The sequence below is a fragment of the Brevundimonas sp. ALps5 genome, assembly GCF_058681645.1.
This window is the reverse complement of record NZ_CM178744.1, coordinates 1,074,369-1,086,242: the sequence shown is the minus strand read 5'-3', so window position 1 is coordinate 1,086,242 and position 11,874 is coordinate 1,074,369. Positions and strand designations below refer to the sequence as shown.

General features: G+C 69.3%; 13 protein-coding genes and 1 tRNA gene. 6 read left to right on the top strand and 8 right to left on the bottom strand.

Features of this window, described 5'->3' with window-relative positions; all coding sequences use genetic code 11:
• Nucleotides 1–11 precede the first annotated feature (11 nt).
• Together ACW172_RS05170 and ACW172_RS05165 are read right to left on the bottom strand one after the other, a co-directional pair.
• On the bottom strand, nucleotides 12–326 hold the full coding sequence (locus ACW172_RS05170; RefSeq protein ID WP_492034120.1) for a hypothetical protein: 315 nt from the start codon (nucleotides 324–326) through the stop codon (nucleotides 12–14).
• Nucleotides 327–413: 87 nt separating this feature from the next.
• Nucleotides 414–490: transfer RNA gene (locus ACW172_RS05165), tRNA-Met, on the bottom strand.
• 229 nt (nucleotides 491–719) lie between these two features.
• On the opposite strand from ACW172_RS05165, the gene ACW172_RS05160 reads away from it, so the two are divergent.
• A complete protein-coding gene (locus tag ACW172_RS05160) occupies nucleotides 720–1,955 on the top strand; it encodes a PQQ-dependent sugar dehydrogenase (RefSeq protein WP_492034119.1) in 1,236 nt (411 codons plus the stop codon).
• 3 nt (nucleotides 1,956–1,958) lie between these two features.
• Here the strand turns inward: ACW172_RS05160 and ACW172_RS05155 are convergent, their stop codons facing one another.
• From ACW172_RS05155 to ACW172_RS05145, 3 genes are all read right to left on the bottom strand, one after another.
• Nucleotides 1,959–2,798 carry a TIGR02186 family protein gene (locus ACW172_RS05155; protein WP_492034118.1) on the bottom strand — a complete coding sequence of 280 codons (840 nt, stop codon included), beginning with the start codon at nucleotides 2,796–2,798 and terminating at the stop codon, nucleotides 1,959–1,961.
• The gene (locus tag ACW172_RS05150) at nucleotides 2,795–3,721 is read right to left on the bottom strand and encodes a sulfite exporter TauE/SafE family protein (RefSeq protein ID WP_492034117.1); all 927 of its coding nucleotides are present in this window, start codon (nucleotides 3,719–3,721) and stop codon (nucleotides 2,795–2,797) included. The genes ACW172_RS05155 and ACW172_RS05150 overlap by 4 nt, the downstream gene beginning before the upstream one ends.
• A gap of 134 nt (nucleotides 3,722–3,855) precedes the next feature.
• Entirely contained in the window at nucleotides 3,856–7,056 is a 3,201-nt protein-coding gene (locus ACW172_RS05145; RefSeq protein WP_492034116.1) for an SEL1-like repeat protein, read from the bottom strand.
• A gap of 227 nt (nucleotides 7,057–7,283) precedes the next feature.
• Here ACW172_RS05145 and ACW172_RS05140 point away from each other — a divergent pair, with 227 nt between their 5' ends.
• The 4 genes from ACW172_RS05140 to ACW172_RS05125 all read left to right on the top strand — a co-directional run bounded on the left by ACW172_RS05140 (nucleotide 7,284) and on the right by ACW172_RS05125 (nucleotide 8,836).
• Entirely contained in the window at nucleotides 7,284–7,490 is a 207-nt protein-coding gene (locus tag ACW172_RS05140) for a hypothetical protein (protein ID WP_492034115.1), read from the top strand.
• A gap of 77 nt (nucleotides 7,491–7,567) precedes the next feature.
• Nucleotides 7,568–8,068: a pyridoxamine 5'-phosphate oxidase family protein gene (locus tag ACW172_RS05135; RefSeq protein ID WP_492034114.1), complete on the top strand. Its 501-nt coding sequence runs from the start codon at nucleotides 7,568–7,570 to the stop codon at nucleotides 8,066–8,068.
• Nucleotides 8,069–8,105: 37 nt separating this feature from the next.
• Entirely contained in the window at nucleotides 8,106–8,459 is a 354-nt protein-coding gene (locus ACW172_RS05130; protein ID WP_492034113.1) for an MmcQ/YjbR family DNA-binding protein, read from the top strand.
• Nucleotides 8,456–8,836, top strand: a complete 381-nt coding sequence (locus tag ACW172_RS05125) for a VOC family protein (RefSeq protein WP_492034112.1) — start codon at nucleotides 8,456–8,458, stop codon at nucleotides 8,834–8,836. Before ACW172_RS05130 ends, ACW172_RS05125 begins: the two co-directional genes overlap by 4 nt.
• Here the strand turns inward: ACW172_RS05125 and argF are convergent.
• On the bottom strand, nucleotides 8,833–9,762 hold the full coding sequence (gene argF, locus ACW172_RS05120) for an ornithine carbamoyltransferase (RefSeq protein ID WP_492034111.1): 930 nt from the start codon (nucleotides 9,760–9,762) through the stop codon (nucleotides 8,833–8,835). The two genes, ACW172_RS05125 and argF, sit on opposite strands and share 4 nt — an antisense overlap.
• The gene (locus tag ACW172_RS05115) at nucleotides 9,762–10,943 is read right to left on the bottom strand and encodes an aspartate aminotransferase family protein (protein WP_492034939.1); all 1,182 of its coding nucleotides are present in this window, start codon (nucleotides 10,941–10,943) and stop codon (nucleotides 9,762–9,764) included. The genes argF and ACW172_RS05115 overlap by 1 nt, the downstream gene beginning before the upstream one ends.
• A gap of 182 nt (nucleotides 10,944–11,125) precedes the next feature.
• Here ACW172_RS05115 and ACW172_RS05110 point away from each other — a divergent pair, with 182 nt between their 5' ends.
• Entirely contained in the window at nucleotides 11,126–11,506 is a 381-nt protein-coding gene (locus ACW172_RS05110) for a VOC family protein (protein ID WP_492034110.1), read from the top strand.
• 3 nt (nucleotides 11,507–11,509) lie between these two features.
• Here the strand turns inward: ACW172_RS05110 and ACW172_RS05105 are convergent, their stop codons facing one another.
• Nucleotides 11,510–11,728: a hypothetical protein gene (locus ACW172_RS05105; RefSeq protein WP_492034109.1), complete on the bottom strand. Its 219-nt coding sequence runs from the start codon at nucleotides 11,726–11,728 to the stop codon at nucleotides 11,510–11,512.
• Between the last annotated feature and the right edge of the window lie 146 nt (nucleotides 11,729–11,874).

Here is an 11,874-nt window from a genome sequence, read left to right as displayed (position 1 = left end):
AGAGATCGGACTCAGTGCTCCGCTGGAGCCGGAACGCGCTGGTCGGTCGACGGGTTGACGGCGCCGGGCTTGCCCTCGGCGGCGGCCTCGGCCTGATTGGCTTCCAGATGGTCGGCGACCTTGCCGGCGCCCTTCTCGACAGCCTGGGCGGCCTTCATGGCGCCGCTCTCGACCACTTCGCCGGCCTGGGCGGCGGCGTCCTTGGTCTGGTCGCCGACGACGGCGGCGTCCTGCTTGGCCTCGGTGGTTTCCGTCCTCGTGCAGGCGGCGGCGCCCAGGGCGACAGCGACGACGGCGATCAGGGCGGTGGGAATACGAACAGACATGGAAAATCTCCGGCTGAGGTGAACCTTGGCTGGAGAAACGCAGGCGACGAACGCGGGTTGCGATCGGCTTTCGCGAAGGGGGACCGATGGTGGCTGGAGGCGGGCTCGAACCGCCGACCTGTGGGTTATGAATCCACCGCTCTAACCAGCTGAGCTACCCAGCCACGCTATCGGTCGCCCGGCGGAGCCTGACGGCCGCGCGCGGGAAGAGGCGTGCCTATATAGACGGCAGGGCGGCGGTTCAAGTCGCTTCGCAAAAAGCCTGTTCCCGGTCTGCGAATTGCAAGCGGACGATCGGTCGCAGCGACAGGCCCGGGCCGGGCTGGAACGGTCAAGTCCGGCCTCCGTTTTCCCGCCTGCAGTTCTGATTCCCTCGCCTGAAAGAGTTTCCCGATGCGCACCCTCGTCCTCGCCTCCAGCGCCTCCCTGATGGTCCTCGCCGCGGCCTGCGGGGCGCGGGGCGAGAACGATGGCGCGTCGGGGGCGGCGGCGGGCGCCCAGGTCGAGACCCGGCCCGCCAACGGTCAGGGCCAGACGCCGGCCTTCGCCGGCCAGACCCGGGCCCCGGGCGTGACTACCCAGGCGACGCTGGCCCACACCGTGGTCGCGGCGGGGCTGGAGCACCCCTGGGGCCTCGCCCTCCTGCCCGACGGCCGCTGGCTGGTGACCGAACGGCCGGGCCGGCTGCGCATCATCACCGCCGAGGGTCAGAAGAGCGAACCTATCGCGGGTCTGCCCGCCGTCGCGGCCGTGGGTCAGGGCGGTCTGCTCGACGTCGCCGTCGGCCCGACCTTCGCGAGCGACCGGCTGATCTACTGGGCCTATGCCGAACCTCGTGAGGGCGGCAACGCCACCTCGGTCGCCCGCGGCCGCCTGTCCGATGACGGGACGAAGGTGGAGAACGTCCAGGTAATCTTCCGCGCCCTGCCGACCTATGAGGGCAACAAGCATTTCGGCGGCGCCCTGGCCTTCGCCCCCGACGGCAAGCTGTTCCTGACGCTGGGCGAGCGCTCCGACGCCCCGATGCGCCCACAGGCCCAGGACCTCGGTTCCCACATGGGCAAGGTGATCCGCATCAACACCGACGGCTCGGTCCCGGCCGACAATCCCTTCGTCCACACCGCCGGGGCCCGGCCCGAGATCTGGAGCCTGGGTCACCGCAACGTCCAGGGCGTGGCCATTACCCCCGACGGTCAGGTCTGGACCATCGAGCACGGCACCCGCGGCGGCGACGAGGTCAACCACGACCGCGCCGGGGTCAACTACGGCTGGCCGATCGTCGCCTATGGCGTCGAATATGCGGGCGGCCCGATCAACGGCGGCGTCACCGCCCGCGAGGGGCTGGAGCAGCCGGTCTACTACTGGGACCCGGTCATCGCGCCCGGCGGCGCGACCTTCTATGAGGGCGCCATGTTCCCGGGCTGGCGCGGCAATCTGCTGGTCGCGGGCCTGAAGGAGAAGCACATCGTCCGGCTGGTGCTGCAGAACGATCGCGTCGTCGGCGAGGAGCGTCTGCTGACCGATCTGGGCGAGCGCATCCGCGACGTGGCGGTCGGCCCCGACGGCGCCGTCTGGGCCATCACCGACGAGACCGACGGCAAGCTGGTGCGACTGGCGAAGGCGAACTGACGGCTAGTTCCGGCGGAACAGCCTCGAGGCGCCGTATCCGGTCGCCGCCGCCAGCAGGACCGACAGCACGCCGTACAGCCATGGGCTGCGGTGGGCGAACTCATAGACGTCGCGCTCGAACCCGACCTTCTCGACGGTCAGGGTCAGGTTGGACACCGACTGCGGCGCCCCGTCCTGAAACAGCCAGACGTCGGCGTGGTACTCGCCCGTCGGGGCCGTCGCCGGCAGATTGACCTCGGCGCGGAACAGACCCTTGTCGACGAAGCGGACACCCTCCGGATCGGTGTCGTAGAGAGCCGCCTGTTCCTTCAGCCGGATCACGGCGCGGCGCCAGTCGAGATAGTCGTCGCCGAGGCGAGACACGACCACGTCGCGCACCCCGTAGCGGGTGACCGTATGCTGCTCGTCCGGCGCCCCGATCCTCAGGTGGTCGACGCCGACGCCCAGCCGGCGCAGCTGGCCGAAGTCGGCGATGTCGCTCAGCGGCCGGGTCGATGCGGTCATGTAGAAGCCGGGCGCGCCCTCGAACAGCACCGGCCGGCTGTTCAACCAGACGCCCATGTTGCGCGTCTTTTTCACCAGTCGGATCGGGGTCTCCGGACCGCGCATGACCACCACCACGTCGGTCGGGGTGTTCGAGGGATTGAAGACCGCGCCGTAGAGCACGATGGAGGCCCCGCGGAAGCTGGAATCGACCCGGATGCGGGCGTCGGTCAGGGCGGCGGCGACGCGCAGCCCGCCCTCGGTCGCGGCCGACTGTTCCGACGGCGGAACCACAGGCGCATCGGGGACCAGAGGCGCCGAGAGGGCTGGAGGAGGCGGGGGCGGGGGCGCGCTGATCATTTGTCGGCGATCCCGGGAGCCAGCATGAAGATGTCATGCGGCTGCACGAACAGCTCCAACCCCATATAGACCCCGACGCCCAGCACGATCAGCCCGAGCAGGGCGCGCAGGGTGTCGGCGCGGAAGCGGCTGGCGAAACGCGCCCCCAACTGGGCCCCGACGACGCCGCCGAGCAGCAGGATGGTCGACAGGACGATGTCCACCGTCTGGTTGCGCCCGGCCTGGAGGATGGTTGTGATGGCCGTGGTGATGATGATCTGGAACAGGCTGGTCCCGACCACCGCCCCGGCCCTCATGCGCAGCACATAGAGCATGGCCGGCACCAGCACGAAGCCGCCGCCCACCCCCATGATCGCCGACAGGATCCCCGCGAAGATGCCGAGCGCCAGCGGCGGAATGGCGCTGATGTAGAGGCCCGACTTGGGGAAACGCATGCGGAACGGCAGGCCGTACAGGAACAGGGGGCGACGCCGGTCCTTGTGCGGGGCTGTCTCGCCGCGTCGCCGGCGGATGATCTCGGTCAGGCTCTCGTTCAGCATCAGGGTGCCGATGGCGCCCAGGAACATCAGATAGGACAGGGCGACGACGAGGTCGGCCTGTCCCAGCAGGCGCAGGTAGCGGAACAGTTCGACCCCCGCGAGGGCCCCGATCGCCCCGCCTGCGGCCATGATGCCGCCCAGCTTGAAGTCAACCGCCTTCTGGCCCGAGTAGCGGATCACGCCCGAGGTCGAGGAGGCCACAACGTGGCTGGCCTGGCTGGCCACCGCCACGGTCGGGGGAATGCCGAGGAAGATCAGGATCGGCGCCATCAGGAAGCCGCCGCCCACGCCGAACAGGCCGGACACGACTCCGACCGCCGTCCCCAGCAGCACCAGGATCGGCCAGTTCACCGAAACCTCGGCGATCGGCAAATAGATATCCAAAGGACGCGCCTTCGGCTGACGGACAATGAAAGCGCCGGAAGGCACTGGAGAAGGGTCTAGCGCCCGGGCGGCGGCTTCACCACCCGCTGCGCCTCATTGGGGCAAGACAGGCCGGCGAGCGGACGAGGCCGTCGTCAGCCGGTCGAACCGTTCTGGAAGGCCAGGGCGGCGCTGCGGGCCGATGCGCGCGCGGTCGCCGACAGCGTCGGCCCCAGGCGATCCGCGGCGGCACGGGACTCCTGGTCGCCGCCGCGCGCCGCGATCAGGTACCATTTGTAGGCCTCGGTCGGATTGACGGCGACACCCTGGGTGCCGTTTTCGTAGATCCTGGCCGCGTTGAACTGGCTGGCGACATCGCCGCGGTCGGCGGCCTTGACGAACCAGTCGAGGGCCTCGGGACGGTTCTCGGCGCCGCCGATCCCGTCGAAAAGATAAAGGCTGTAGGCCCGCATCCCGAGGGGATCGCCGCCGTTGGCCGCGCGGCGAGCCCAGAGCCGGGCCTCGGTCCGGTTGGCGGCGACGCCGTTCTCGCCGTTTTCGTAGATGCCGACCAGCTTCATCTGGGCGGCGGGCAGGCCCATGTTGGCCGCCCGGGTCAGGGTGGCGAGGCCTTCCGCCTTGCCGCCGTCCAGCTCCTCGACAGCCTTGTCGTAAAGGGCCTGGGCCTCGCCTGAGGGCAGGGGGGCCGCATCGATCGGTGTCGCATCGCCCGAGGTCAGGGCGACGGCGGCCAGGGGGGCGGCCTCTTCCTCGGCGGCGGCGACCGGAGCCAGACCCAAAGCCTGACGCACCCCGTCCATGCCCGGCAGCTCGAAGCCCTGACCGCCGGCCAGACGGTTGGTCGTGTAGAGGGCGCCGACGAGCGCCATGCCGGTCACCGAGGCCAGCAGGCCCTTGCGGATGGTCGAGCCGCTCTTCGCCTGCTTGTCCAGCCGCTCCTGCAGGCGCGACTTGCCGCCGCGCTTCAGGCCGAAGCCCGAACGGGGCTCCTCGGCGGCCTCGGGGGCCACGGTCATGGCCGCGCGGGCGGCGTCGATGGCGTTGCGGGTCGAGGCGGAACGGGCGCCCGCGGCGCCGGCGGCCAGTCCGGCGCGCATCGCGCGGGGGTCGACGAACTCGGTCTCGGCCGAGAACTCGTCCGGGCCGGCGTCGAAGTTCGGCGAGGCTCCGAAGCCCGTCGGGGCGGCGGGGGCCTGCGGTGCGAAGGCGGGCTCGGGCTCGAAGGCCGGGGCGCCGAAAGCGGAATGGGTCGCCGGAGCCTCGTCAGGGAAGGCGTCCGGTGCGACGGCCGCGGTCGCCTCCAGCGCGTCCTCGACATCGGCGCCGCCGAAGCCGCCGAAGGTCTGCTCGGGGTAGGCCTGTTCCGCAAAGGCCGGGGCGGCGAAGGGCTCGGGCACGGAGACGGGCGCGGCGGGCGCATGGGCGGGTTGGGCGAAGACCGGGGTCGACAGTTCCGGCTCGATCGCCGGCTCGGGCGCGGTGGGTTGGGCCAGGCGCGGCGAGGCCAGGATCTCGGCGACCGCGCGGGCCGGATCGAAGACGGTCTCGGCGACCGGCTCGGGCTCGCCGAAGCGGCCGGGGAAGGGGGCGGGCGCGCGTTCGCCGGAGGCCAAAGCCTCGGAGATCAGGGGATCGGTCGACCAGATGTCGTCGGGCGCCGCGCCGAAGTCTTCGTCGGGGAAGGCGGCGGCGCGCCAGTCGGGCTGGCTCAGGTCGGAGGCGCGGCTGAGAACGGGTTCGGGGGTCGGCTCGGGCGCACGGGCCGCCTCGACCTGCTCGGGGATGTCGAAGGTCCGGCCGAGCGCGGATGCGGGGCGATCGGTGCGGTCGACGCGGGTCTCGATCCGCTCGCGGGCCTCGTCCAGCAGACGGGCCGTGCGCTCCTCGGACAGGCGCATCCGTTCGGCCAGCTCGCCCGAGGCGCGGTCGTAAGTCTGTTCGATCCGGGCCGAGCTGTCGGCCAGGCGGCGGCCGATGTCTTCCAGGGCCTGGGCCGACTTGCGCTCGGACTGGGCGATGCGGTCGGCCAGACGGTCAGAGATGCGGGTGATCTCGCCGCCCAGCTTTTCCAGCGCCAGGGCATGCTGGTCGTCGGTGCGGTTCAGCCGGTGCTCGACGGCCTGGGCGTAGCGGCCCATGTCGCGATCCAGCTTGTCGCCGAGGCTGGTGTTCAGATCCGCGGCGATGGCCTGGCCGGCGCGGGCGATCTTGTCGGACACGCCCGACTCGACGCGCTGGATGGCGGCGTCCAGGGCCACGGCGCGGGCGTCCGCCGTCTGCATCCGGCCGTTGAGGTTCTGGGCGATGCGCAGAACCTCGCGGCCCATGGCGTCGATGCCCTGGGCCGAGCGCTGCTCTGCGGCGCGGGCCTGCTCGCCGATGGCGGCCATGGCGCGCTCGATGCGATCCATCCGGCCTTCGCGTTCGGCCGTGTCCAGCCGCTGCATCATTTCGGCGCGGTTGGCGTCGACTTGGCGGGCGAGGGTTTCGGCCAGTTTCTCGAAGCGGGCGGCCTCGCGCGAGCCCTCGGGCTCGACCCGCCCCTCGGCGGCGCGCAGACGCTGGTCGAGGCCGGCGAAGGAGCGCTCGAGCCCGCGCAGGGCCTCGGTGGTGCGGGCCTGGGCGCTGTCCAGACGGGCGCTGACCAGGGCCATGGCCTCGGTTCCCGCGCCCTGACCATTCGGCAGGGCCGTGACGGTCTTTTCGGCCGCGTCCATGCGCTGGCGCAGCTCGTTCAGGCTGGTGCGCTGACGCTCCTCGATGTCGTAGAGGCGCGAGGCGATGGCGCCGATGCCGGTCTCGACCTTGCCGAAGCTCGCCTTGGTGTCGGGGCCGACCTCCTGCTCGAAGCGGCGCAGGCGGCGATGGCCTTCCTTCAGCTCTTCGGAGATGTCGTCGATGCGGCGGCCGTAGCTGCGTGTGTCCTTGTCGGCGCCGTCCAGACGCTGGACCAGTCCGGCGACGGCCTGATCCACGCCCTGGATGGCCACGGTCGAGCGGCGCTCGGCAGCTTCGAGGCGGGCGGCGATGGCGTCGACCGAGGCGGCCAGCCGCTGCAGGGTTTCGTCGGAACCGCCGCCGTAGCTCGCCTCGCGGCCATAGGACGGCTCGCGGTCATAGGCGTCGTCGAGGCGGCGCGAGCGGTTGCGACGTTCAAAGGAATCCGCGGCGTGGGGACGACGCGACAGGGGCACGACGCCCTCGTCCTCATCGTCCATGATCATGGTGTTGAGCCACTCGCCAAGCGTCATGCCGGAGCGCCGCGCGAGGTCCTTTGCGACTTCGCGTGCCTTGGGGTCGATACCCTTGACGCTCCAAGGCGCAGCTGCGCTCACCGATTCGCTCCCCGACCTACGAGAGGCCACGCTAGTCGCCCATATCCGGGGTGTAAATCTTACGTTAACCCCAAGATGTTGGGGGCGGCCGATCTTCCTGTGGAAATCATCGGTCCCCAGGCCGTGTGTGGCTTAATCATGGTTAACCGCCCGTAAAGATTAACGCCCGGGCAAGGAATTCGAGCCTCGGACTTGCCTGTCGGGGCAGCGGACGCCAGTTGGGCCGGGTGTCCCTGTCCCTCACCCTGATCCTTCTGGCCGTCTGTCTGGCGGTGACCGTGTTCGCGGGCTGGCGCGGCCAGCGTCCGCCGGACCTGCTGAAGGGGGTGCGCATGGCGCCCTGGCGTTTTCTGATGCTGCTGTTCGGCGCGATCAGCTTCCTGCTGGCCGTGCATCTGGCGGCCCTGTTCGGGATCACCCATCCGGGCGGCTGATCAAGCGGAGCCTTAGGAACTTCAGGAACTTACGTCGGTTCAATCTCCAACCCGAACCCGAGGAACAGGAGACGACCATGGCCGACGAACTGACCGCCGCCGAGGCGGAAAAGGAATTCTGGAAGCATCTGAAAAACTCCAACACCGGCATGCTGGGTCTCGACCAGCCCGGCTATCACAACCAGCCCATGACCGGCTTCCGCGAGGAGGAGACCGGGACGATCTGGTTCTTCACCCGCGACGACACCGACTTCGCCCGTGACGTCGCCGTCGGCGGCCAGACCGGCATGTTCACCTATCAGTCGAAGGATCAGGAGGTTTACGCCTGCATCCACGGCGACCTGTCGATCGACCAGAACCGCGAGCGCATCGACCGCTACTGGAACCCGGTGCTGGCCGCCTGGTATCCCGAGGGCAAGGACGATCCGCACCTGACCCTGATCCGCTTTGACGGCGACGACGGGCGGGTCTGGGTCTCGAAGAAGGGGCCGGTCGGCTTCATGTTCGAGATCGCCAAGGCCAATCTGACCAAGACTCTGCCCGACGCCGGCGGCGTGGCGGACGTCAATCTGAACTAGGCTTGCGAAGACTGCGGAAAGGGCGTGGTCTGCCGGAATGGCCACGCCCGCCGATCTTGCCCGTATCGCGCTCGCCCTGACCGGCGTTACGGGCGAGGGCGTGGGCTTCGGCGTCGGCAAGAAGGGTTTGTGCTGGAGCTATCTGGCGCGGGTCCAGCCGAAGGCGAAGCGCGAGGTCGTGCCCGGCGTGGTGGCCATCCGCTGCGACCTCGCCGCCAAGGAGATGCTGATCGAGACGGCGCCCGAGCGCTTCTTCGACGACGACCACTATCGCGGCTATCCTGCGGTCCTGGTCCGGCTGGAGAGGCTGGAGGTGTCCGAGCTTGAGGGTCTGATCCGGTCGGCCTGGGCGATCCAGGCGCCGAAATCACTGCAGAAGGGGGCCGCATGAGCACGGTGAAGGGGCTGGTTCCTATCCTGCTGGTTTCCGACGTGCCGCGATGCGCGGCCTTCTTCACGGACAAGCTCGGCTTCAAAACCGACTTCCTCTACGGCGAGCCGGTCTTCTATGGCGCGGTGTCGCGCGACGGCGTCGTGATCCACATGCGCCATGTCGACGACCCGCCCTTCGCGGCGGCCGCGGCGAAGGAGGAGCAACTGATCTGCGCCTCCTTCTCCGTCACCGACGTGAAGGCCCTGTACGAGGAGTTCGCCGCGCGCGGCGTCCCCTTCGCCCATCCGCTCACGGTTCAGCCCTGGGGCGGGACGGACTTCCACGTCGCCGATCCCGACGGCAACGTGGTCTCCTTCGTCGCCTACGAGGTCTAGAAGGCTCCGAAACACCAGGCCAGGACGGCCTTCTGGGCGTGGATGCGGTTCTCGGCCTCGTCCCAGACCAGAGACTTTGGCCCGTCGATGACGGCGTCGGTCACCTCCTCGCCGCGGTGGGCGGGCAGGCAATGCAGGAAGACGGCGTCCGGATCGGCCAGGTCCATCAGGGCCTCGTCGACGGTGTAGCTCTCGAAGGCCTGGAGGCGGGCCTCATAGTCGCTGTCGCCCATCGAGACCCAGGTGTCGGTGACCACGACGTCGGCGCCCTTGACCGCCTCGCGCGGGTCGGAGGTCAGGGTGACCGAGTTCCCGCCCTTGGCCAGGTCGTGCAGGTCCGGGTGATACTCGGCCGGGCAGGCGACGTTGAGGTGGAAGCCGAACTTGGGCGCCGCATGCATGAAGCTGTGGCAGACGTTGTTGCCGTCCCCGACCCAGGCGATGGTCTTGCCCGCGATCGGCCCTTTCTGCTCCTCGATGGTCTGCAGGTCGGCCAGGATCTGGCACGGGTGCGAGCGGTCGGTCAGGCCGTTGATCACGGGCACGGTCGAGACGCGGGCGAAGCGTTCGACGTCCTCATGGCTGTTGGCGCGGATCATCACCGCATCGACCATGCGCGACAGCACCCGGGCGGTGTCCTCGACGGGCTCGCCGCGGCCCAGCTGCATGTCCGAGGCCGTGGCGATGATCGAGGCTCCGCCCAGCTGGCGGATGGCCGCGTCGAAGCTGAAGCGGGTGCGCGTCGAATTCTTCTCGAAGATCATCGCGAGCACGCGATCTTTCGCCGGGGCGTCGGCATCGGCGCGGCCCTGGGGCCAGCCCTTGCGGGCGGCCTTGCGGGCGTGGGCGTCGTCGAGGATGGCGCGCAGGTCGGCGGCGTCCAGCCTGTGGATATCGAGGAAGTGGCGAACGGGGGTCTGGGCCATCACGCAGCCGCCTTCATCTGTTCGCGCGCCGTCTCGCAGGCGCCTTCGAAGCGACGGATCGCCTCGCGCGCCTCGTCGAGCGTCAGGTTGAGCGGCGGCAGGATGCGGCAGCAGTTGTCGCCGCCGCCGGCGATCAGCAACTGCTGGTCGTCGCGCGCCAGGGCCATGAAGTCGCGGTTGTTCGGGACCAGCTTGACCCCGATCAGCAGGCCCTTGCCGCGCACGTCGACGATGACGTCCGGGAAGCGGTCCTGCAGGCCCGCCAGCTGCTGCTTCAGGTAGGCGGCGATCTCGTTGACGTTCTGAATCAGCTCGGGCTTCACCAGTTCGCCGAAGGCCGCCAGACCCACGGCCATGGCCAGGGGGTTGCCGCCGAAGGTGGTGCCATGCACGCCCGGAACCATGCCCGAAGCCGCCTTTTCACTGGCCAGGCAGGCGCCGATCGGGAAGCCGCCGCCCAGGGCCTTGGCGATGGCCATGATGTCCGGGGCGATGCAGGCCCATTCGTGGGCCCACAGCTTGCCGGTCCGGCCCATGCCGCACTGGACCTCGTCGAAGATGATCAGGACGCCGTTGTCGTCGGCCATCTGGCGCATCCAGCGCAGGTCCTCGTCGGGGGTGACGCGGCAGCCGCCCTCGCCCTGGACAGGCTCCAGCACGATGGCGCAGGTGGTCGGATTGGTCAGCGCGGCTTCCAGCGCCTCGCGGTCGCCCCAGAGCAGCTGGTGGAAGCCTTCCATCTTCGGGCCGAAGCCCTCGACATAGGCCGGGTTCGCGGCGGCGTTGATCGCGCCGTAGGTCCGGCCGTGGAAGGAGCCGTCGAAGCCGTAGATGTCGATCCGCTCAGGGGCGCCGTTGGCCCAGTGGTAACGGCGCGCGGTCTTCAGGGCGCATTCGACGGCCTCGGTGCCCGAGTTGGCGAAGAAGACCCGGTCGGCGAACGAATGGGCGCACAGCATGTCGGCCAGTTCTTCCTGGCCCGGGATCCGGTAGATGTTGGAGACGTGCCAGAGCTTCTCGGCCTGGTCCTTCACGGCCTGGACCAGCACCGGATGGGCATGGCCCAAGGCGTTGGTCGAGATGCCGGAGACCATGTCCAGATACTCGGTGCCGTCCGTGGACCACAGACGCGCGCCTCGCCCGCGTTCCACTTCCAGCGGAGCACGATTGTAGACACCCATCAGATGGTTTGTGGACACGGGACCTGTACCTCCAAAAGCAGAAAGCCCGCGCGCGGAATGCGGCGGGACTTTTCCGGAGCGGCGTTGTCGGACGGGGGAGGGGGTGTGTCAACACCGCGCGGCGTCGCGGGTTTGGGCGCCAACCGGTGTCAGGCGCGTTGAGCGAGGGAAGGAGGTCTCCCATGATCGACCATATCGGCCTGGCGGTGACCGACATCGCCCGTTCCAGAGCCTTCTATGAGGCCGCTTTGAAGCCTCTTGGATATCGCTTCATCCATGACGCCACCAACGACGTCGGCGGCACGGCGGTGATGTTCGGGGTGGGGGACGAGGTCGACTTCGTCATCGCCGACAAGGAGCGTCCCGGAGAAGGCAACCACGTCGCCTTCCGCGCCGCGACCCGGGCCGAGGTTGACGCCTTCCATGCGGCGGCTCTGGCGGCGGGCGGTCGGGACAACGGCGGGCCGGGCTTACGCCCGCAATACGGCCTTACCTATTATGCGGCCTTCGTTCTGGATCAGGACGGCTTCAACGTCGAGGCGGTCTGCCACGCGCCGGAATAGCGGTCAGGCGCTGTGTGGCGCTGACGGCAGCAGGCGCTCGATCAGGGGGCTGAGCGGGCTGCGCAACCAGGCGACGGTGCGGCGCGCCTGACCCAGGGCTGCGGCGCGATCGGGAGCGTGACCCGAGCGCAGCTGGTCCCCTTCCTCGTCGAACACCACCCACAGCCAATCGCTACGGCCGCCGTGCACTTCGATCTCATAGCCGTGATGGCCGATCCTCATCGTTCCCAACCTGTATCGATCAGACCCGTTCCGGGCCCGTTCGCCCCGTCTTCGCAGGGTTCATGCCAAACGATGCTACGCGAAACGGGTGAGAAAACGGCTAACGCGAACGACCCCTTCTAGCGTTGCTCTGTCTAGAGCGGGCA